We start from the raw sequence: 22096 nt of genomic DNA, 5'->3' as shown, positions 1-22096 counted from the left end.
TTCTAATAGGGGGGATAACACTTGGAAAATCATAGAAGCTTTAGAGAATGTAGTTGAACAAAGAATGGCAATAGCAGAAAAAAGATGGAGTCCTTTTTCAAAAACGTTCTCAATACCAAGTAGAGAAGAGATGGAGTGGACGGATATAATAGAAGGTAAATGGCAAGAAAGAGATTATACCCAAGATGAGCTTGACTATAAGGAGACCTTAAAAGTTCAATATGGTTTTGACGATAAAGCAGCAAGAATAATTGTAAAGCTTAAAAGAAATATTTATAATAATCCTAAAATAAGAAAAGATAGAAAAGACTATGTGTTTACGAGATTACTTGGTGGGTTGAGTTATGGTCATGAGGATAACGGTTTATTGAAACGGTTTATGTGGAATAATACAGCTGGTCAAATGTATAAAGATCTAGATATAAAGGAACAAATGACAATAAATTTCAAACTAACCGAAAGCGAATACGTATATTTAAAATATAAAGTTAGAATACAGCATGAAAATTATGGCTACTATAATACTATACAAAAAGAACTACTTCCACAATATAAAAAAACTATGGAAACGGTATTAGGACGTGAAATAACAGAGGATGAGTTTGAAAAATTGTGGAATAAACAGATAGATGCGTTTAAAGGTAAAACAGACTTTTCTCATCAATATATTACAATGGCTACGCATCTGTATGGAAAATCACGTCTTGCAGATTTGCGTGGAGGACATGAAAATACAAATGACATGTCAGGGTGGTTAGGTGATACAACAGATGTAGCCGATACTAAGCCAAGTATAGGGAATGATGATTATAAGGCTGATTTAGATGCGGTCAATATAATAAATATAATGAAAAAAAGAAACCTTGATTTTATAAATGTAAGTAATGAATATTACAACAATCTTGAAAATGGTATCCTCAATCGAGCAGAAGAATTTAAAAAAATATAGATCTTGAAAAATGAAAAATAAAATTTACAATCAACTTAGTGAAAAATATGTAGATGTAGAGGGGAAAAGGATAGCAAGAGTACCAAGTAATATAAATTACATAAAAGAAAATCATCATCCAACCTATAACTTTATAAAAAGTTTAGAAGATAATAAAAATGACATACAAGATTACTATAATGAAAAGTAGGTGCTTTCATGAAACAGCTAAGTAAAAAATGGAAAATATTTATAATAACAATAGTAGTTTTAATAGGAAGCTTCTATGGATATTATAAAATAAACAATAGAAATGCATTTGAAGAAATGTATAATTCATACTATAATTTTATACCGGCAACAGCATTATATAATATGCCCCAAATAGAGCCGATGCCAAGAGATGAAATAGGATTAGATATAGCAGAACTATATTATAAAGATACTAAGAATGATATGAAAATTGAATTTTCTCTTATATCTTTTAATAATGAAAAAAAGTAATACTAACAGGCTCTCCTTTGTTATAATATTAACGAAAATTATAGCATATAAAAAGTGTCTGAAAATATATTTTCAGACACTTTTTCAGGCTGTTGACAAATAGGTCAACAGCCTGTTTTTTAACTGAAATAAAATCCTTAAAATGGTATAATATAAGTATACAAAGGAGGTTTTAGTATGTTTAATAAAGTAGAAAATATCAAAGATGAAATAATACTAATGACATTATCAGAAATAGTACCTAAAGATCATTTTTTAAGAAAAGTAGATAAAGCTATTGATTTTAAATTTATTTATGATTTGACAGAAGAATACTATAGCCACACATCAGGTAGAAATTGTTTAGACCCTGTAGTATTATTCAAATTAGTGTTTTTAAAAGATTTCTATGGAATAAAATCAATGAGAGAAACAATAAAAAGAATAGAAATAGATGCTGCATTTAGATGGTTTTTAGGGATACCATTTTCTAAACCAGTTCCACACTACTCTACATTTTCACAAAACTATATTCGACGATTCCAAGGAACTGATGTATTCGAACAAATATTTATAAATATAGTGAACCAAGCAATTGATAAAAAATTAGTTGGAGGCACTGAGTTTTTTACTGATTCAACACATATAAAAGCTAACGCAAATAAAAAGAAATTCAAAGTTGAAGTAACTACAAAAATAAAAAAAAGAAAATTAGATTTAGAAAAAGAAATAAACGAAGAGAGAGAAAAAATAGGAAAAAAGCCTTTTGAATATAAAGAAAAAGAAGAACTAAAAAGACAACGAGTTAACACAACTGATCCGGATAGCGGTTATTATCACAGAGATCATAAAGAAGAAGGTTTTATGTATTTAGACCATAGAACAGTAGATGGGAAAAATAATATAATCATGGATTGTCACATAACTCCAGGAAACGTTCATGATAGTGGTCCATATATAGATAGATTAAATCAGATAGAAAAAAATTTCGGATTAACACCAGGAAAAGTTGCGTTAGATAGCGGATATTATTCTCTAGACATACTAAAACAGTTAGATAAAAAAAATATATTTTCAGTAATAGGATATAGAAGATTCTCAAAATCAAAAGATAAAAAATATTTCAAATATTTACCAGAAAAAGATATATATGTGGATAAACGAACAGGAGAAATATTTAGATACAGAAATATAGATAGAACTGGATATAAACAATATAAAAGTGATGATAAAAACGAGAAGAAAATAGTAAGACGCCATATAAATGCGGATTATTATGATGAAGCTAGATTAAGACGTATATCAAAAGAAGGAAAACTATTGTATAAGAGAAGAAAAGAAACAATAGAACGTAGCTTTGCAGATTCAAAACAAAATCATGGATACAGATATGCACAATATAGAGGTAAAGCCAAAGTACAGTCGTACGCTTGGTTGTCTTGTTGCGTTCAAAATATGAAAACAATAGCACTAAGAGAGGTATAATCATCTCTTAATACTACTGATGCTTTAGTCATAAGGCTTATTTTTTTTGAAAAACGACCAAAACATCAATATGTTCATTGATATTTTGGTCGTTTTGTCAACAATCTGTAAAAAATAAGTCCTAATTAGGGCTTATTTTTTTATGCTATAAAAATCTCATAAAATATATAATAATATTTTGTAAGAAAAATTAATAGATAGCCTATTGGTTTACAGATTTAATAATAATAAACTAATATTATTGTATTTATTTTATGTTTTAGAATATATAAAATATAAAATAAAAGTTGGAATTTAAGATGTATATACATTGTGAAGTAGAAAAATAATTATTAAAATATAGTTTTAATTCTGATATAATATGTTTATAGAAATACATTAGGGGGATATTCATGGAGAAATATTCATTAAAAAATGACTTCTTGGGGGAAGTTATTGGTTCATTTATATTAGTTCTTTTTGGGACAGGTTCAGTAGCAGCAGCGGTATTATATGATGCACATCAAAGTCTGTTCCAAATTGGTATGTTATGGGCATTTGCGGTAACTTTTGGTATATATATGACTAGAAATTTAAGTAATGCACATTTTAATCCAGCGGTGTCAGTAGCAATGGTCCTTACAGGTAGAATGAGTGCTAAAAGATTACCAACGTATATCGCAGGACAATTTATTGGAGCATTACTAGGATCACTAGTAATGTATGGAATTTATAGCTCATCGATAGCGCAGTTTGAAGCTAAAAAGAACATAGTACGCGGAACATTTGAATCAGTTGCTACAGCGAAAATGTTCGGAGAGTATTATAATCAACCAGGTGGCTATAACATTTCTATGCCATTGGCATTTGCTGCGGAAACACTAGGAACTTTTTTATTAGTTTTAATTATATTCTTATTTACAGAAGGGGCTAATGTAGGAAGACCAAATGATAATATGGCTCCTGTACAAATAGGTTTAACTGTTGGATCGTTACTATGTTTACTAGCGACAATTACTCAAGCTGGTATGAATCCAACACGTGATTTCGCACCTCGTTTAGTAGCGTGGGCATTCGGATGGGGATCAGCAGCATTTCCAGACGCTAGCGGTGGCTTCTTCTGGGTTTATATACTTGGACCAATAGTTGGTGGAGTATTAGCTGGGTATTTGTTTACTAAAGTGTTAGAACCAGCATTAAAAAGACAAAATGAATTAAATAAATAATATAATAAGGTTAGAGGAGAAAAGAATTATGACAAACAAAACAGATTTAATTTTAGTAGGTGGATTTCTAGGAGCAGGTAAGACGAGTCTTCTATGGGAAGTTGCGAAACGTTTAAATGAAAAAGGACGTAAAGTAGGATTAATTACAAACGACCAAGCAAGTGAATTAGTTGATACTTCATTTTTAGAAACAAACAATGACATCGTTGAAGAAGTAAGTGGAAGTTGTTTCTGTTGTAACTTTGGTGGATTTGCTAATGCAATTGCTCACCTACAAGAAGCAAATAACAGTGATATTATTTTAGCAGAACCAGTAGGAAGTTGTACTGACTTATCAGCGACTATTATGCAACCTTTAAAAGAAAAATACAAAGAACAAGTTAATTTAAAACAACTTACAGCTTTAGCGGATCCAACTCGCTTAAAAGCAGTATTAAAAGATCATTCAAATCCTGGAGATTATATTATTTATAAACAATTTGAAGAAGCGGATATTATCTTAATTAATAAAGTTGAATTATTATCAGAAGAAGAATTAGCAGATTTAGTAGAAAAAACTAAAAAAGAATTTAATAACGGAAATGTTCTAACTGCAAGTGTTAAAACTGGAGAAGGTTTAGATGAGTGGTTCGATTACATTATCAACAGTGAAAAAGAAGTAGGAAGAAGAATTGTAGAAGTGGATTACGATACGTATGCTGATGGAGAGGCACTATTCGGATGGTTAAATGGAACTTATGCTATTGAAAAAGAAGAATCATTTGAAACATTAGCTACTGCATTTTTAGCTAACTTAGGAGAAAGATTTGATTCATTAAATCTAAATGTAGGTCACGTGAAATTCCTTCTACAAGGTAAAGAAGAAGGTTTAGTAGGTAATATTGTAGGTAAGAAAGAAACTGCAACACTACGTAAATTAGATAATACTAGTGACAAAGTATTCCTTACAGTTAATGCACGTGTAGAAGTTCATCCAGATAAACTAGTTGAGATCGTAAAAGAAGAAGTTGAACGTGTATTTAACGTAGTAGGATATAAAGAAGAAACTTTAAATGCTTTAATCCCTGGACGTCCAAATCCAACATTTAGATATAGAGAAATAGTTAAACTTTAATTATAGAAAAAAATAAACTTCTATGATAGAATGAATATGATAAAAGGTTGGAACTAATTCAAAAGTCCTAGATTTTAAAAAAGCGTATATGATTACTCATAGACGCAGTGGTTTATTGATATCTAAATTCGCTTTATAGAAGCTTTTTAGATATCTAATAAACTTTGCGGGGGTGACTCGACAAAATCGATTTCTGCGAAATCGCGATTTTTGAGTCACTCCTAACTATTTAATATAAAGGGATGGTGATAAAATGAATAATAATATCAAAATAAGATTATCGGTTGATAACTTTTATGATAATATTTCTAAAAATAAACAAAAGACAAAAATTGATCCAAAACAACTAAGTAAATCATTAGGATATGATGAAAAAATAATAAATGAATTTCCTGATGAAATAAACATGGGGTTGTCTTGTGGAAATCCAATTAATCACTTAAAAATAAAAGAAGGTCAGTCTTTAATTGATTTAGGATGTGGAGCTGGAATGGATATTTTCATTACAAAGATGAAAAATCCAAAAGTAGGAACGCTATATGGTTTAGATAGATTAGATTCAATGTTAGAAAAAGCGAAAAAGGTTAGAGATAACAAGAAGTTTGATAATGTTGAATTTATTAAAGGAGAACTAATAAATATTCCATTAGAAGACCAATCGGTTGATAGAGTTATTAGTAACTGTGTTATAAATTTAGAGCCCGATAAACAAAAAGTATATGATGAAATATATCGTATTTTAAAAGAAGATGGTATGTTTGTAATATCAGATATTATCTTGAAAAAGGAATTACCATTAGAGTGGAAAAATTCCCAACAGATGCACTGCACTTGAGTGGCGGGTGCTCTTCTGGAAGAAGAGATGGCTGATATTATTAAAAAAGCGGGATTCACGAAATTCCAAATCATAAATTCTGATGTAACAGATGAGTATGCAGAAAAATGGGGATATGGAAAAGGTATGAAAGATTACATACAAAGTGGACTGCTTATTGGAAGAAAATAATTTTGTTGGCTAACGAGGAAAGCGTTAGTCAATTTTTTTGACACGACTAGTCAAAATGGAGTAAAATATAATCGAATAAGTGTATAAAATACACATTATTATAAAAAAATTATAAAAACAATAAATATTTGATATGTTATGATTTAGATTTAAATACAAATGCAAAAGAATAAAATAGATTTATTTATTGAAAATGAATTGATATATATATTTTAAAGTTAAATAATTGTTTAAACTAGATTTTAGTTAGTTTTTATATAATATATTTGAATTAAATTATCTATAACATAAAAATATAGTTAGGAGTGGGAAACTATGAGGTTATTATTAGCCGAAGACGAAAGAGACTTAGCAGATGCTCTTGAAGCAATGTTAAAACACAACAATTACTCAGTCGACGTAGTAAATAACGGACAAGATGCATTAGATTATCTTATGTTGGATGATTATGATGGAGCTATTCTTGATGTTATGATGCCACAAATGGATGGGGTAACAGTAGTAAAAAAATTAAGAGAGAATAAAAAAAGTACACCAGTTTTATTACTTACAGCAAAATCAGAGATTGAAGATAAGGTGTATGGACTAGACAGTGGTGCAGATGATTATTTAACAAAACCATTTGTAACTAAGGAGCTATTAGCGAGAGTTCGTTCAATGACAAGAAGACAAGCGACATTTACTAGTAATGTATTAGAATTAGGGAATGTTAGCTTAAGTAAATACACATTTGAATTAGCAACAGAAAAAGATAAAGTAAGATTATCAAATAAAGAATATCAAATGATGGAAATGTTGATGAGAAATCCAGGGAATGTGATTCAAACTGAACAATTTTTAGAAAGAATTTGGGGATATGATAGTGAGTCTGAAATTAACGTAGTTTGGGTTAATATTTCATATCTAAGAAAAAAATTAAAAGCATTAGATGCAAATATCCATATTAAAGCTACTAGAAATGTTGGTTATACTTTGGAGATGATTGATGTTTAAGAGTCTTAGAAGAAAATTTATTACAACAGCTGTTGGGAGTGTAGCTGTAGTAATAGCTATTTTGGCTATTGCGTTAAACTTTATAAATTATTATAAATTAGAAGAAAGAATAGACACAACACTATTAGATGCTTCAAAATCACAAGCATTAATTAAAATTTTTGCTGAAGATGGAGATGATCTAATAATTACAAAAAATTCATCTAGTACAACAGATTATAATGGTTTTTCTATTGCTAAGGTTGATGATTCTGGAAGAATAATTAAAACATATCGTGATGACACTTTAATACCTAATCAAGATGCTTTGCAGAGTAAGGTTATTGAAGCATTAAAGGAAGGAAAAACTAGTGGATTTATTGGTAGCTATAGATTCTTAAAAGCTGAAACAAACGTAGGAAGCTTAATACTATTCTTAAATTGCCAACGTGAATTAGATTCGCAACATTCATTTGAAAAAAATAGTTTATTAATTTCTATTGGAGTTATAGCATCAGTATTTGTTTTAATTGTGTTAATCTCTAAAAGAGTGATAGCACCAATTCAAGAAACTTACATAAAACAAAAACAATTCATAACAGGAGCGAGTCACGAGCTGAAAACACCGTTGGCTATTATTAGTTCTAATGCTGATGTATTAGAGATGATGAATGGTGATTCAAAATGGACGCAGAACATACATAATCAAGTAGACCGTCTTACTAGTTTAGTTAACAGTTTAGTTGTATTTAGCCGAATGGAAGAAAAAGATACAGTTGAAAGAACAAGATTTGATCTGACGAATGCATTGGAATCAAGAATAGAAGATTTTAATGAATTAGCAAACTTCCAGAAAAAAAATATTGTTACGGATATAGATCCTGATTTATATTATTTTGGTGAAGAAGCTTCAATAGTACAATTGATGGATATACTGTTAGAAAATGCTATTAAATATGCACCAGAAGATAGCAGTATATCAGTAAGCCTTAAGAAAAATAGAAAATATGCTATTTTGAAAGTTTCTAATAAAGCAACAGTTCAAAAAGGTGATTTAAGTAAAGTGTTTGAGCGTTTCTATCGTTTAGATGAATCAAGAAATAGTGCAATAAAAGGATATGGTATAGGTTTATCTATGGCACAACTTATTGCGGAAAAACACAAAGAAACAATTCGAGCGTATGCACCAGAAGATGGAATCTTCAAAATAGAAGTGCGTTTTACACTTGATGAAAGATATTAATTAAAGTTAATCTTCCAAACTTATTGGTTTGGGAGATTATTTTTGTTTTGAAGTGAATTGTAATTACATGATAAAATATTATAGAAAAATTTGTAATTGTAAAATAATAATGCTATAATCTAAATAATAAATAAAAATATATTGAAGATTTATAAGGTTAAAAAGGTATCAGATTTTATAGGTGAACATAAAAGGAGAAGAAACTATGTTTGATGTATTTTTTTGATTTTCTAGTAGGGAGTGTTGAAAATGTGAAAATAACACTGAAAAACTTGAATAGAATTCAGAGAATTATAGCAGTAATTTTTTATTGTGTTGAGGTAATAACCCTTTTAATTATCACTATGCTAACGATTGATGATTATCAAATTACAAGGGAGATATTATATTTATTTGGTTTATTTATTTTTGTATCTCTGTGCCATATATTATTTTATAAAAAATATCTTAATAATAGTGAAGTTGAAAATTAAAAAGAGGATAAATTAAATATTAATTAGCTAAATTTTAAGAACATCATTTCAGGTATAAAATTTGCTAATTCAGGTAATTTGTTATATATTATGAGAACGTTTTATGTTATAATTAGTAAAAGGGAAATCCTTTAATTTTATAGGAGGAGGGGTTTATTATGAAACCATTCAAAAGGACAGTAGAAAAAGTTTTAGCATGGATTGCTAATATTATCTTAATAGTATTAACGGGAGTTTTAGCGTATGGGTCATTCTTTAAAATTTCAGTTATAAAAGATAACCAGGAATTTTTAAATATATTTAAGTCAGAACTAGAAAAAAATCCTAATGGGGCTAACTTAAATGGGGTTAACTTATCAGCTGAACAAATAATTGATTACACAATTCAAGGTTTAAAAATGTATTCAGTTCTGTTAATCGTATTAGTTGTTGTTGCGTTATTAGCGACGTTCTTAATGAAAAAACGTATTTTATCTGGAATACTTTTCTTATTATTAGCAATAGTAATAGCTATTGGAACAGTAGGGTTATTAATTCCAGTATATCTATTCTACTTTATCGTAGCGATTATGCTATTTGTAAGAAAAGAAAGACCAGAGGAATATCAAGAAACAGTTAATAATCTGTAAGGATAAATTAAAATTTAGGAGAATATCTATGGTAAGTAATATTTTATTGTTTTGCCAATTGTTTATAGTTTTATATAGTTTCTATATAAACTTTAAAAACTCGGAGTATATGAAAAGATCTAATTGGATTAATAGCATGCTTTGTTATGTGTTTTTAGGCATGATTATTGATAAAATAGATAATATCTATACAAAAGTAATTGTTACGTTTGTGATGTTTTTAATTTTAATTAATGAATTAAATACAATAAAAATATTAAAAAACAATGATACAGATTTAATTGTTGAAAAGATATAGATAGTCATAATATTTTAGTTTTAAAAATTAATAAATTTCAGAGTAACTTTATGGTAGTACTACTTTAATCATGCCTTTAAAGTTACTCTTATTTTTTAATATTTTAGTAGATAACTAAAATATTAAATTTTTCATCTGAAATTTAGACTATCAAATTTCAATAAATTGGGATATTGTGGTATAATTTATAAAGACAAATAATGAAGGATTTATTATGATAAAATATAATTATAATGAGAGATTAATAGAAAAATTAAATATTATTCCTTTTATAGAAAAATATAATTTTAATAATGAAAAATACAATACTGCTATTTTTTGTGCGTTAAGTTCAATATATAATCATAAAGCTAATTATGATCATATCGAATCAAAATTGATATTACTTGGGGATTATTATAGTTTTGAGTATTATAGTATATTAAAAGATGATTTGGATAAGTTAAGTATTTTAACCGATACTATGAAAGTTGGCTATTTTCAACTGGTTACTAAAAGGATGAGTGAGGAAGAATTTTATTTAAGTATAATAAAGACGTGGTTTGATTTTTACGGTGTTGAATTTCAGGAAATTGATAGTAAAACTGTAGTCTTTATATAAAAATTGATGGAGAATAGAATGTTAAAACAGTATGATACGTTGGTACATGATGTTTTAGAAGATATCTTAGATATCACAAAATGTGATGATGATAGATTAAATGAGATTATTAAAAGATATTTTTTAAATGGTGGAAAGAGGGTAAGAGTCCTTCTTTTACTTATATGTGCTAAATTAGGAAATTTTGAATTGAATAGAAAAGATATAATTCGAATGGCTAGTATAGTTGAAATAATTCATACTGCAAGTCTTATTCATGATGATATCATTGATAATGCCGATACGAGACGTGGTAGTATTACAATGAATAAAGAGTATACTAATGAGTTTGCTCTATATGTAGGTGATTATTTATTTGCGATAGTTTTAAAAGAAGTTGCGAAGTTTAATGATGACAGAATTCATAGTTATTTAGCTGTGACTCTTAAGGAACTTTGCATCGGTGAGCTTATTCAGGCTGATGGTCTATATAATATTAAAACTAGACGAATAGATTACTTAAAGAAAATTAAAAGAAAAACAGCTATTTTAATTGCATTTGCTTGTGTTACAGGTAGTATTGTTTCTAAAGCTTCTGATGAAAATATCAAAAGTGCATTTTCGTATGGTTATTATTTAGGAATGAGTTATCAGATTATTGATGATTATTTAGATTTTGCTGGTGGGGCTGAGAATCTTGGTAAAGAAGTTGGTCAGGATTTAATGAATGGGAATATCACATTACCAGCATTGCTAGCAAGAGAAGAAAAACCTGAACTATTTAATAGCTTCACTAATGAAACGAGTTTTGAAGAGAAAATGGAAATTATTGATTATATAAGAAATAATGAGAAAATTTTATCAGAGACTCTTGATATAAGTAAACGATATTTGCTAAAAGCACAAAATAGTATAGATAAAATAGAAATTTCAGTTAAAAATGAATTAACTTTTATAATGAATAAGTTAGCAAGGAGAGATAATTAAATGGATTTACAACAATTTTTAGAAGAATTAAAAGATATTGATTTTACTGCACTAGATAGAGAACAACAAGAAGAATTTCGTACAATACTTTTAGATTATGGATTATTTGATGAGTGTTTAGAACTATCTAAAGTTATTTACGAACAAAATAGAGAAGATGATACAGCTATCGAGGGTTATGTTCACAATTTATTATACTTAGATAGAAAAGATGATGCTTTGGTAGTATTATACAATTCACCAAAAACTCCATCAATTTTATATCAAGAAGGTTTAATATATTTAGAAGATGAATTATACGAAATTGCTGAGGATAAATTCTTAGCCGCAAGAGCTGGAACAGACTTTAATGAAGCAATTCGTGCTATTGATAAAGAGTTAGTTGGTATTTATTTAGCAACTGGTAGAGAAGATAAAGCAAAAAATCTAAGTGAAAGAATTTTCTACGAAGAACCATCTTTAGAAAATTTCCAAACAGCGTTTGACAATTTATTTGCATTGGGATTATTTGAAGAAGCTATAGATTTTTATAACCAAAATGGTAGAGGTTATGAAGACGCAAGTATATTATTCTCATTAGCTTTTGCCTATAATCAAATTCAAAATTTAGAAAAATCAAAAATGCACTTATTAAAAACTATCGCTTTAGATCCTGATTTCACTGAAGCATATTTACATTTAGGACATATGTCTAAAGGTGATGAAGCTAAGAAATATTTAGAGAAATATATTGAATTACAAGGTATGGCAATTAGTGCATATTTACATTTAATTTCTTTATATAAAGATGATCAACAATATGACAGCATTCGTACACTTATGCAAGAAGTATTGTCTTCTCAAGGAATTTCTGAGCAAACACTATTTATCACTATAAATGCTCTTAAATCACTATTTGAGTATGAAAAAATCTATGACTTATATAATGAAAACTCATTAATAAAAGATGATCCAATCCTTCTAGGTGCTGCGTTAAATGCTTTATCTGAAGAAGAGGATTATATTGATTTTGTTGAGGAAGAAGTTGTTACTTATTTTGAAGTTTTACATGATGAACCAACATACTTAGAAACTTTAAGAAATGTTTATGACTTAACAGGAAGTGCGAGAGTACGAGATATAATCAGTCATTTCGAGCAACATCATGGACCACATGGTCATCATCACTAAGAAGAAAAAATAGTTAGAGATAGGAGGTGTTAGTTATGGATTTTAGTTTTAAAGATATATATACTCGAGCTAAGTCGGTAGTTGAAACTGATAGTTATGTAATTTATCAAACGTTAAAGTCAAAATTATACTTTAGTGGGAATTACTTATTAATGAAAAAAGAACCAACTTCTATAGATGAACTTGAATACTATATTGCATCTTGTAGGAACTTTTTTAGAGATAAAGGTGTTAATTTTATTCATTTAGCTGCATTAGAAAATGTAAAATTATCTTGGAAGCTTAAAAGATATTTAAAGAAAGAAAGCTTTAGTGAAATTAATTTACTTTTATATTACTTAAATATCAAAGATTTCGTAGAACCAGAATTAAGTGAATTTCAGGTAGAATATCTTCAAAAAGTTGATTTAAATAGATATTTGAAGTTTCAGTATAAAATAGATGTAGAGGCTAGCAATGAAGAGTGGGCTGAGCACAATCAAACATTATTGTATGAAGATATTAGATCAGAAAATATCAAACAACTTGTAGCTAAAGACGGAGAAAAAATAATAGGTTCAGCTAATATTATAGTTAAGAGTAACTTCTTTGAAATAGATAATTTATATATAGCACCTGAGTATAGAAATCTTGGGATAGCTAAGCATATTATTACTCATGCTATAAACAGTGAACGTAAGGAGAATGTTCTTTTAGTAGCTGATGCTAATGATACACCTAAGTATATGTATGAAAATATTGGATTTTCGAAAATTTCAGAACAGGATTTTTATTTAAAAACGAAAATATAATTAGTAAAGAGAGTGAGCGACTCATAAATCATGATTTCCTCGAAATTAGATTACTTGAGTCGTATCTTTTTTATAAATATTATTATGGATATTGAAGTTCCATGTTTCCTGTTGAGAAAATAGTTAATATGTAGTAAACTAGTAGAAGAAACGTAGAAAATATGCGGAAGAAGGATGTGATTATTGAAGTGAAGAGAAAATTTAAGAGATTTTTAAAGTTTATTATAGAATCGATGGCTGTTATTTTGGTTGTATATGGAGTATTTTTTGCGGGTGGACATCTTAAGGCAAAGAAGGATGCGGCTAAGCAGCAAGAATTAGCTCAACAACAAGAACAAAATAAAGAAAATCAACAAGAAGAATCAACATCTGAAAATACGAAACTTAGTGAGACAGAACTTAATGAAGCTTTTGATAACATAGTAGAGCAATATAAGGGAGACAATGAGATAGGAGTTGTCTACAAGAACTTTTCTACAGGATATAGATATGGACAAGAAGAAAACAAATACTTCACAGCTGCAAGTACAATAAAAGTAGTGTATGCAATGAGAATATATGACCGCATAAGAAATGGTGAAGTATCAGAAGATGCTGATATATATTATAATGAGAACCATTTAGCAGAAGGAAATGGACAAATCACTAATAATAAGAAGAAAAATAGCTATAAATTAGATTATGTTATTCAAAATATGATACAGTACTCAGATAATACAGCTACAAACATGCTTGTAGGAAATAGTGCTACTGCAGCTGATTTATTGGTGAAATATTTTGATAGCTTGGGTGTGAATTTATCACAGGAAGAAGCTCAAAAGAATCGAATAACACCGGCAATGATGGAAGTTGTTTGGACAAAACTTTACAAAGAACGTGATAAGTATCAAAAATTAATTAAGTATTTAGAAGATTCTGAAGATGGAGAAGTAATAAAAGATGGAATACCGAATAAAAAAATTGCTAGTAAGTATGGGGCTATAGAGGCTAATTATCATGAAACTGCTATAGTATTTGGTGATAAAGATTATATGTTATTAATCTATACTAATAAGTTGAATAATTCAAAACAAGCAATAAGAGATATCGCTAAGAAAATTGATGAAATCACAAATAATAATATGTAATAAAAGGATTAGGTAGAAAAAACTATCTAATCTTTTTTTTGAATTTTAAAGAGATTAACTAGAAAGTTATAAATATAAAAGTAATTCATGTAGTAATACATTAAATCAGTGGTTTATTCTTATCTAAATTCGCTTTATGCCAGCTGTTTAGATATCTAATAAATCTTAAATGACGGACTCAAAAAATCTATTTTTTTAAAATCCTATTTTTTAAGTTACTCCTTTGGTATAATTTTATGATTACCCTTATCCCTTTATTAATTTTTATTTTCATGCTATAATTAACAGGTTATATAAATAAGACAGTATATAAAATTGGATAAATTAAGGAGAATTAAATGACAACATTTGAAGAATTAGGGGTTAGTCAAGAGACGGTTCAATCACTAAGAAACATGAATTTCATATCTCCAACTGGTATTCAAACAGAAACAATTCCATATGTATTATCAGGAATTGATATTTTAGCACAAGCACAAACAGGATCAGGAAAAACAGGTGCATTTGGAATACCGTTAGTAGATACAGTAAGGAAGAGTGATCAATTACAGTCATTAATCCTTGCCCCAACTAGAGAATTAGCTCAACAAGTAGGTGAACAGCTTCGCCTTATGTCACGAGCAAAAGGATTAAAGGTTAGCATTGTTTTTGGTGGAACAAGTATTGAAAGACAAATTCAAGACTTGAAAAAACGTCCTCAAATTATAGTGGGAACACCAGGTCGTGTTATCGATCATATTAATAGAAGAACAATTAAATTAGATTCATTAACACATCTAGTATTAGACGAAGCCGATGAAATGTTAAATATGGGATTCATAGAGGATGTTAGATTTATTTTATCTAAAATAACATCAAGACATCAGACATTATTATTCTCAGCGACTATGCCTAAGACAATTATGGAACTTTCAAAAGATTTCATGAAAGATTATAAACTAATAAAAACTATCAGTGATGAGGATTTAAAACCAGATATTACTGAATATGCCACAATCGCTAGAGAAAATGAAAAACTAGAGACGCTAATTGGATTTTTAGATGTTCAAAATCCTAACTTGGCAATTGTATTTGGTAGAACTAAGCGTCGTGTTGATGAATTATCAAGTGCACTTATTGCTAAGGGATACCTAGCTGAAGGATTACATGGAGATATAACACAATCTAAACGTTTAGAAATATTACGTAAATTTAAAAATAACTCTTTACAAATTCTTGTTGCAACAGATGTTGCAGCTCGTGGTATTGATATTAGTGATGTGACTCATGTATATAACTTTGATATCCCACAAGATGTAGAAAGTTATACTCATAGAATTGGAAGAACTGGTCGAGCAGGTAAGTCTGGAGTGGCAATTACATTCTTAAATCCAGTTGAGATGCCTTATCTGAAAGATATTGAGAATTCTCGTGGTGAAAGAATGAAAATGTTACGTCCTTATTCACAAGATGAAGTGAAGAAAGCTCGCCATAACAGATTATTTGATGAAGTTGTTTCAGAAATGGATAATAACCATGTTGAATTTAATAGCTTGGCTAATAAATTGTTAGCTGAAACAAATGCAGAAAAAGTAATCACTATTCTACTAAGCAAATTAATTAATGATAAAAAAGATGTTGACGTAGAACTATCATTTGAAAAACCATTACCACGTAAACAAGAACGTGGAAGACGATCAAATAGAGGAAATGATAGACGCCGTCGTTCAGATAATAGAGATAAGAAAAATCGTAATGAACGTAGGGGAACAGATAAGAAATTCTTCGACAAAAAAGGTCGTAGAATGCAAAACAAATAATAAGGAAAAGATGTCAATCTGTTGATTGATATCTTTTTGTTATATAAAATTATTAATGTAATTTTTAATGAATATGCTGGAGAAATTCTATAGTTTAAGGTATAATAGTAATGTATAATTTTTATTAGTTTAGAAGGATATAGTGAACTCTTTATAACGAGATTAATTCCCTATATCTTTTAAAATGTGATAAGAAAATAATTTAAAGAAGGGAATAAGAATAATGAAGAAATTAGGTGTCTTTTTAGGTATTTTATTTATAGCTATTTGTACATTCTTATTATTCTACGGTGAACCTGCTTACCAAAAATGGCAAGAGTACAATTTTAAATCGCAGGTTAAAGATACGGTAGAAGCTGCTGATAAATCAGATTTCGCAAAAGATAGCAGTTCAAAAACTGGTTGGTTAGGTGATAAATTTGTAAAAGTTTATTATCCAAACTCAAACTCTTCTAATGCAGATGAAATAAAATCTCGTTTAGATGAGGAAACAAAAGGATTAGTTGAAGGGGAGCTAGATTTTAACAAAGATATTAAAGAAATTGTTTTCTATGGAAGTAAAGAAAAAGATAGCAATTTTGCCAATGTATCAGAAATAAGCGTAGAGAAAGTTACTCATAAAATTTCTGATAAAAAGGTAGAAGAGGCAACAGAGTCTAATTTATCTAGTATTTTCTTAACAAATGAAGGAAAACCATTTACTTTATCTAGTTTATTTGCTTCTCCAGATGATGCCAAGAAAAAGTTTTTATTTAAAATACAAAAACAATTAGAAGTTCGTGGAGTATCTGAAGCAGAAGGAAAAGATGCTGTTGTTAAACTTCGAGATCAAGATATGACTGATTGGAAATTCACTTATGGTGAATCTAAATTTAACATAAATATTGATCCTAAAGTCGGAGAAGTTAGTTCAGTAGAAGTTCCTATGGCTAACTTACACAAGTATATAACGGAGAGCTATCTAAAAGGTGAAGACTTAGAAAAATATAAAGAATATATTAAGAAAAGAGATAGAAAAGCTGTAGCATTAACATTCGATGATGGACCAAATCCGCAGACTACTCCTGTAGCATTAGAATTATTGAAAAAATATAATGCCAAAGGTACATTCTTTATGGTAGGTCATGCAATAGAAGGTAATGAAGATCTTGTTAAACGAGTAGTTGCAGAAGGACATCAACTTGGAAATCACTCTTGGGATCATCCTGTTTTAACAACTATTGGTTTAGAAAAAGCGAAGAAACAAATTAATGATACAACAGAAGCTTTGAAAAAAGCAAGTGGACAAGATGTTCATATTATGAGACCTCCATATGGAGCGATTAATGGTGCTATTCAGGCGGCTGTAGACCAATCATTTATTTTATGGGATATTGATACTCTTGATTGGAAAAACCGTAATACTGCTTCTATAATGAAAGAAGTTAGAAAAGCCCAACCTGGTTCAATTATCTTAATGCATGATATTCATCAAACATCAATTGATGCATTACCATCGGTATTACAATATCTAACTGAACAAGGATTTGAAATGGTAACTGTTGATGAACTTATGGGAGACCAATTAGAACTACATCAATCATATACTAATAGAGAATAATAATTAAAGAGTTGATTATAAGAATTTTAAAGTTCTTATAATCAACTCTGTTTATTTTGAGAAATTAATATGAAGAGATTATATAATTTATTTTTTAATAAATTTGATGTAGAATATAATTGAAAGAAAAAATGAAAATATTGAGAGGCGAATATTATGAGAGTTGAATTAGTGTCAGTTGGAACTGAATTATTATTAGGTGATATAGTAAATACAAACACAGCATATTTATCAAAAGAACTTGCTGCTCTGGGGCTTGGAGTTTTTCGACAAACAACTGTAGGAGATAATAGAGAGAGATTACTTAAGACATTAGAGAGTGCATTTTTAGAAAATGATACGGTTATTATTACTGGTGGCTTAGGACCTACTGATGATGATATAACAAAAGAATGTGCAGCAGAATATTTTGGTAGAGATTTTTATTTCCACGAGTATTCATGGGTAAAAATATTAGAAAGACTTACGAGATCAGGAAGAAATATTATAACAGAAAATAATAAGAAACAAGCAATGATTCCTGAAGGAGCAATAGTATTAGAAAACTTTTGTGGAACTGCACCAGGTATAATAATTGAGGAAAATAATAAAAGAATAATTTTATTACCTGGACCACCACGAGAAATGCGTGATATGTTCGAGAAAAGTGTAAAACCATATTTAGAGAAATTTAGTAATAAGCATTTTATATCTAAATACGTAAGATTTTATGGTATAGGAGAGTCTTTATTAGAAACTAAAATTAAAGATATAATGGACAATCAAATAAATCCTACGTTAGCACTTTATGCTAAAACTGGAGAAGTGCTACTTCGTATAACAGCTAGCAGTGAAGATAAGAATGAATGTGAACAACTTATAAGCGAACAATTGAAAGAGATTGAGAAAAGAGTAGGGGAGTACATATATCTGGTAGGAGATGAAGATATATCAGGAACACAAACAGAAATGAATAATGTGGTTGCTAATCTTCTTATAGAAAATAATTTCACTATATCAGTAGCCGAGTCTTTAACAGGAGGAAAGATTTCTTCTATGTTGGTAGAAAAAAGTGGAATTTCTGAATCATTTCTTGAAGGTGTAGTTTGTTATTCAAATAAATCAAAAATTAATACTTTAGGAGTAAATGAAGAGACTTTAGAGAAGTTCGGTGCGGTCAGTGAGGAAGTAGCTAAAGAGATGGCATTAGGAGTAGCGAACCGATTAGGTGCAGATTTTGCAGTTGCTACTACTGGAATTGCAGGTCCTAATAGTGATGAGAGTGGAAAACCTGTTGGATTAGCATATATTGGTATTTATTCTCAAGGAGAAGTGAGTGCGAAAGAGGTACTTTTCACTGGTGATAGAGAATTAATTCGCTACAGAACAAGTGTTGAAGCGTTTGCAGAAATTAGAAAAAATATTTTGGAAAAACTATAGTTTTTGCTTGTAAAATGTTAGACTATTTTGTATAATATTATTAATAAAAAAAGATATTTAAGGAGATTGATTATGTATACAATGAACTTATCTAGTTTGGAGTCCCCGGATCCCAGGTATGGGCAAGATGATGAATATTCCCAGGACTTCAATACTGAAATAGACTATGAAGATGAAATTTTATCAGATTATGCTGATGAAAGCTATAATGAAGTAGAGTTTTCTGTTCCTGAAGAGGAATTTTTAGATTACTCTAATGAGGTGTTCCTATACAAGGAGTATTCGTACGATTTTGCTGATGACTACGAATATGATGAAGTTAGTATATCTAATGATCAAATAATGTTAGAAAATATAAGCGAAGCTTAATATAACATTTTGAAAAAATAAGTTGACCTATAAGTGTTTTTCACTTATGGGTCAATTTTATGATATTATATTTTTAAAGAGATTTTGTTAATTTTAAATAGTTAAACTAATGCGAATGATTTATATTTGAATATAAATGTATTTAGGTTTATTTAAACAATTTTTTATATAATTGTTATTAAAGAATGTGATATAATAAGTATTAGTACACAATTGAAAGGAGGAGAAATATTGAAATATCGTAAATTGATAGTGTCTATGTTACTAGGTTTAGGGATAGCAACTATTGGTAATTCTAACGTTAAGGCAGATTATTTTACAGATTACAATACAACAGTAACGGATACAGTTTTTAGAGAAAATATATTTAATTTTGATATATTCAATAATAATAGAAATTATTCTCTTCCTGTAATAAAAAATAGTGTTATTCAGAGTAATATGGATGAACTTGAATACAATGCTGAATTACTTAGCTATAAAAAAAATTCATATAATTTCTTAATTTTTTACTCGTTAGACAGTAACAATATCCCAAATGAACTTTTCAGAATACCATTGAAAAAGAGTGGTACTGGGAAAATAGTTGATAAAAGTTTACTAAAACTTTTTGCTCCGAATACTAGAATAATAATGAATGTAATGACTTATGATATTGACAATAATGGCAGTATTAAGAATTTAGAATATTCAAAATCTAGTAAAATATATTTTACTAAGAAGAACATTAATCTAGTTGTAAGTGAAGGCAACAAAGAAGTAGTAAATAGGAATATTGAACTTAGAAATACTCCTCAAGAAGATAAGATTGCTGTTTATCCATACGAGATCGAACAGTATTATAATCCTGATAAATATTATAGTTACAAGAAAGCTGTTGTCTTAATTGATGGAAAAGAGGCGAATTTGGAAAACATTGAGTTACCTTATCTAGCTAAGAAAATCGAAGTAAAATTAGCTCAAGATAAAGATTACTGGAACAAAGTAACTGTGGAATATCCATCTGAGCTGAAAAAAGATAATAAAGAGTATTTAATAAAACAAGGAATAACTTTTTCAAGTTTTGTTAAAGAAAATGATATCAAGGAAATTAAACCCAAAGATGATAAGTATGAATTTTCTGGTTTCTATCTTGATGATAAAGAGTTAGGGAATTCACAAGTATTAGGAAATAATATAAAAATCCAAGCTAAATATAATACTAAGATAGTATTAGATAATGGAAGTTCAAAAAAAGAAGTAACTTTGTTAACTGGTCAAAAATTAAGTGAAATAGATACAAAGTTCTTTAGTAAAGAGAAGTATCATGTAGAGAGTTATTCTATTTATAATGCAAGTGATAATTCTAAGATTAAAGATGTAAAGGACTTGTCCGAGGAGAAGGTTAATAATAGTATTATTATTAAGGCTAATTACAAAGAAAATGTTAATACTCTTAAAATACGACAAGATGATTATAATAAACGTTTTGGTAAAGTTGATGAGAGTATTAGAGATAAAGATATAGAATGGCCTGAAACAAAAAAAATTGGAGAATTATTATCTGAGTTACGTAAAAAAATTAAACCAAGCACAGGATACGAAGTGCTATTTAGATCTAATAAAAAAGTTATAAATGATGATGAATACATTACTTCTGAAACTATTCTAGAAATTTACTTTAAAAAAGTAGAAAGTGAATGGGTTAATGTCAAATTCGTAGGAAGAGGAATAGATAAATTTTTATCAGATGGTCAGGATGTACTAGTTGGTTCAAGAATAGATAGTATGGCTAATTTACCTACGGCTACAGGAGTTACGGATCAAGAATTTTTAGGTTGGCAGGCGAATGGTGATTATTTAATTGCTGGAGAAAATTCTGAGAAAATTAGAGTATCTAAAAATAAACTCCTTCAAACTAATGAGTTAGGTGCAGTTATAACTGAAAAAGGAAAAGATATTGAATTTAATGCGGTCTACAGAAAGTTATTTAATGTAGAATTTGAGAATACTTTCGCTGGTAATATTAATTTTTCAAAAGATTCATCTAATATTTTACGTGTTGATGAATTCAATAGTATTGGTGATGCTACAAAAAATAATAAAATATTAGTAATTCCTAGATCAGGTTACTCATTATCTCACTTTATTGCTAATAAAACTGTAAAAGTAAATATGGATAAAGGGACTAGAGAAATATTTACAGGTCAGAAGATTGAAGAAAACGAATTGTATAACATTGTTCCTACTTCAGATTTAAAAATTACCCCTGTATTTAAATTAAGTGTAGTTCCATCTTCTCTTGAAGAGATGATAGAAAATAATAAGATAAAAACTGTTGAAGATGCATTAGATATAAAATTTGAATCAACAGAAAATATTAGAAAAATCTTAGGACCATTATATTATTTAAGGTAATATAAATAAGGCTTAGCGTAA

The 22096-nt window shown here is 28.7% G+C and carries 22 protein-coding genes; all 22 read left to right on the top strand.

The genetic code is table 11. The features are described 5' to 3' along the window. On the top strand, positions 1 to 949 hold a 949-nt coding region (locus tag O5Y44_RS08210), incomplete at its 5' end, for a hypothetical protein (protein ID WP_371465929.1). 10 nt (positions 950 to 959) lie between these two features. Then, positions 960 to 1139 (top strand): hypothetical protein, encoded by a 180-nt coding sequence (locus tag O5Y44_RS08205; RefSeq protein WP_003147520.1) that lies wholly within the window; start codon positions 960 to 962, stop codon positions 1137 to 1139. A gap of 8 nt (positions 1140 to 1147) precedes the next feature. Continuing rightward, complete coding sequence (locus tag O5Y44_RS08200) at positions 1148 to 1432, top strand: TipC family immunity protein (RefSeq protein WP_003147518.1); 285 nt, start codon at positions 1148 to 1150, stop codon at positions 1430 to 1432. 177 nt (positions 1433 to 1609) lie between these two features. Then, positions 1610 to 2896: an IS1182 family transposase gene (locus tag O5Y44_RS08195; RefSeq protein WP_371465927.1), complete on the top strand. Its 1287-nt coding sequence runs from the start codon at positions 1610 to 1612 to the stop codon at positions 2894 to 2896. A gap of 392 nt (positions 2897 to 3288) precedes the next feature. Then, entirely contained in the window at positions 3289 to 4101 is an 813-nt protein-coding gene (locus O5Y44_RS08190; protein WP_271987108.1) for an MIP/aquaporin family protein, read from the top strand. A 28-nt stretch (positions 4102 to 4129) separates the two neighbouring features. Beyond that, complete coding sequence (locus O5Y44_RS08185; RefSeq protein WP_271987107.1) at positions 4130 to 5215, top strand: GTP-binding protein; 1086 nt, start codon at positions 4130 to 4132, stop codon at positions 5213 to 5215. A gap of 253 nt (positions 5216 to 5468) precedes the next feature. Beyond that, positions 5469 to 6050, top strand: a complete 582-nt coding sequence (locus O5Y44_RS08180; RefSeq protein WP_048803269.1) for a methyltransferase domain-containing protein — start codon at positions 5469 to 5471, stop codon at positions 6048 to 6050. A gap of 27 nt (positions 6051 to 6077) precedes the next feature. Continuing rightward, positions 6078 to 6221 carry a methyltransferase gene (locus O5Y44_RS08175; RefSeq protein WP_271965930.1) on the top strand — a complete coding sequence of 48 codons (144 nt, stop codon included), beginning with the start codon at positions 6078 to 6080 and terminating at the stop codon, positions 6219 to 6221. A 315-nt stretch (positions 6222 to 6536) separates the two neighbouring features. Then, positions 6537 to 7214 (top strand): response regulator transcription factor, encoded by a 678-nt coding sequence (locus O5Y44_RS08170; RefSeq protein ID WP_003147203.1) that lies wholly within the window; start codon positions 6537 to 6539, stop codon positions 7212 to 7214. Next, entirely contained in the window at positions 7207 to 8436 is a 1230-nt protein-coding gene (locus tag O5Y44_RS08165; protein ID WP_271987106.1) for a sensor histidine kinase, read from the top strand. The genes O5Y44_RS08170 and O5Y44_RS08165 overlap by 8 nt, the downstream gene beginning before the upstream one ends. Positions 8437 to 9067: 631 nt before the next feature. Next, positions 9068 to 9538 (top strand): DUF4064 domain-containing protein, encoded by a 471-nt coding sequence (locus O5Y44_RS08160; RefSeq protein ID WP_271987105.1) that lies wholly within the window; start codon positions 9068 to 9070, stop codon positions 9536 to 9538. Between the two features lie 28 nt (positions 9539 to 9566). Continuing rightward, positions 9567 to 9836 (top strand): hypothetical protein, encoded by a 270-nt coding sequence (locus tag O5Y44_RS08155; RefSeq protein WP_271987104.1) that lies wholly within the window; start codon positions 9567 to 9569, stop codon positions 9834 to 9836. Positions 9837 to 10050: 214 nt separating this feature from the next. Beyond that, positions 10051 to 10437, top strand: coding sequence for a hypothetical protein (locus tag O5Y44_RS08150; protein WP_271987103.1), 387 nt, complete (start codon positions 10051 to 10053; stop codon positions 10435 to 10437). An 18-nt stretch (positions 10438 to 10455) separates the two neighbouring features. Continuing rightward, complete coding sequence (locus tag O5Y44_RS08145; protein ID WP_271987102.1) at positions 10456 to 11403, top strand: polyprenyl synthetase family protein; 948 nt, start codon at positions 10456 to 10458, stop codon at positions 11401 to 11403. Next, positions 11404 to 12573 (top strand): tetratricopeptide repeat protein, encoded by a 1170-nt coding sequence (locus tag O5Y44_RS08140; RefSeq protein WP_271987101.1) that lies wholly within the window; start codon positions 11404 to 11406, stop codon positions 12571 to 12573. 35 nt (positions 12574 to 12608) lie between these two features. Further along, the gene (locus tag O5Y44_RS08135; protein ID WP_271987100.1) at positions 12609 to 13364 is read left to right on the top strand and encodes a GNAT family N-acetyltransferase; all 756 of its coding nucleotides are present in this window, start codon (positions 12609 to 12611) and stop codon (positions 13362 to 13364) included. Between the two features lie 188 nt (positions 13365 to 13552). Then, on the top strand, positions 13553 to 14491 hold the full coding sequence (locus tag O5Y44_RS08130; protein ID WP_271987099.1) for a serine hydrolase: 939 nt from the start codon (positions 13553 to 13555) through the stop codon (positions 14489 to 14491). A 338-nt stretch (positions 14492 to 14829) separates the two neighbouring features. Then, positions 14830 to 16290: a DEAD/DEAH box helicase gene (locus O5Y44_RS08125; protein ID WP_003147192.1), complete on the top strand. Its 1461-nt coding sequence runs from the start codon at positions 14830 to 14832 to the stop codon at positions 16288 to 16290. A gap of 223 nt (positions 16291 to 16513) precedes the next feature. Then, positions 16514 to 17890: a polysaccharide deacetylase family protein gene (locus O5Y44_RS08120; protein ID WP_271987098.1), complete on the top strand. Its 1377-nt coding sequence runs from the start codon at positions 16514 to 16516 to the stop codon at positions 17888 to 17890. A 156-nt stretch (positions 17891 to 18046) separates the two neighbouring features. Next, positions 18047 to 19309: a competence/damage-inducible protein A gene (locus O5Y44_RS08115; protein WP_271987097.1), complete on the top strand. Its 1263-nt coding sequence runs from the start codon at positions 18047 to 18049 to the stop codon at positions 19307 to 19309. A 72-nt stretch (positions 19310 to 19381) separates the two neighbouring features. Next, complete coding sequence (locus O5Y44_RS08110) at positions 19382 to 19678, top strand: DNA topoisomerase IV (RefSeq protein WP_271965918.1); 297 nt, start codon at positions 19382 to 19384, stop codon at positions 19676 to 19678. Positions 19679 to 19909: 231 nt separating this feature from the next. Then, the gene (locus O5Y44_RS08105) at positions 19910 to 22075 is read left to right on the top strand and encodes a hypothetical protein (RefSeq protein WP_316447654.1); all 2166 of its coding nucleotides are present in this window, start codon (positions 19910 to 19912) and stop codon (positions 22073 to 22075) included. Positions 22076 to 22096: the final 21 nt, after the last annotated feature.

Origin of the sequence: Gemella sp. 27098_8_155 (assembly GCF_041433725.1) — a bacterium.
Taxonomy (GTDB): domain Bacteria; phylum Bacillota; class Bacilli; order Staphylococcales; family Gemellaceae; genus Gemella; species Gemella haemolysans_D.
This window is presented reverse-complemented; position numbering and strand designations above follow the sequence as displayed.

Coding starts and splice junctions, on each gene's coding strand:
- O5Y44_RS08205 (WP_003147520.1), top strand. CDS start 960: ATGAAAAATAAAATTTACAATCAACTTAGTGAAAAATATGTAGATGTA.
- O5Y44_RS08200 (WP_003147518.1), top strand. CDS start 1,148: ATGAAACAGCTAAGTAAAAAATGGAAAATATTTATAATAACAATAGTA.
- O5Y44_RS08195 (WP_371465927.1), top strand. CDS start 1,610: ATGTTTAATAAAGTAGAAAATATCAAAGATGAAATAATACTAATGACA.
- O5Y44_RS08190 (WP_271987108.1), top strand. CDS start 3,289: ATGGAGAAATATTCATTAAAAAATGACTTCTTGGGGGAAGTTATTGGT.
- O5Y44_RS08185 (WP_271987107.1), top strand. CDS start 4,130: ATGACAAACAAAACAGATTTAATTTTAGTAGGTGGATTTCTAGGAGCA.
- O5Y44_RS08180 (WP_048803269.1), top strand. CDS start 5,469: ATGAATAATAATATCAAAATAAGATTATCGGTTGATAACTTTTATGAT.
- O5Y44_RS08175 (WP_271965930.1), top strand. CDS start 6,078: ATGGCTGATATTATTAAAAAAGCGGGATTCACGAAATTCCAAATCATA.
- O5Y44_RS08170 (WP_003147203.1), top strand. CDS start 6,537: ATGAGGTTATTATTAGCCGAAGACGAAAGAGACTTAGCAGATGCTCTT.
- O5Y44_RS08165 (WP_271987106.1), top strand. CDS start 7,207: ATGTTTAAGAGTCTTAGAAGAAAATTTATTACAACAGCTGTTGGGAGT.
- O5Y44_RS08160 (WP_271987105.1), top strand. CDS start 9,068: ATGAAACCATTCAAAAGGACAGTAGAAAAAGTTTTAGCATGGATTGCT.
- O5Y44_RS08155 (WP_271987104.1), top strand. CDS start 9,567: ATGGTAAGTAATATTTTATTGTTTTGCCAATTGTTTATAGTTTTATAT.
- O5Y44_RS08150 (WP_271987103.1), top strand. CDS start 10,051: ATGATAAAATATAATTATAATGAGAGATTAATAGAAAAATTAAATATT.
- O5Y44_RS08145 (WP_271987102.1), top strand. CDS start 10,456: ATGTTAAAACAGTATGATACGTTGGTACATGATGTTTTAGAAGATATC.
- O5Y44_RS08140 (WP_271987101.1), top strand. CDS start 11,404: ATGGATTTACAACAATTTTTAGAAGAATTAAAAGATATTGATTTTACT.
- O5Y44_RS08135 (WP_271987100.1), top strand. CDS start 12,609: ATGGATTTTAGTTTTAAAGATATATATACTCGAGCTAAGTCGGTAGTT.
- O5Y44_RS08125 (WP_003147192.1), top strand. CDS start 14,830: ATGACAACATTTGAAGAATTAGGGGTTAGTCAAGAGACGGTTCAATCA.
- O5Y44_RS08120 (WP_271987098.1), top strand. CDS start 16,514: ATGAAGAAATTAGGTGTCTTTTTAGGTATTTTATTTATAGCTATTTGT.
- O5Y44_RS08115 (WP_271987097.1), top strand. CDS start 18,047: ATGAGAGTTGAATTAGTGTCAGTTGGAACTGAATTATTATTAGGTGAT.
- O5Y44_RS08110 (WP_271965918.1), top strand. CDS start 19,382: ATGTATACAATGAACTTATCTAGTTTGGAGTCCCCGGATCCCAGGTAT.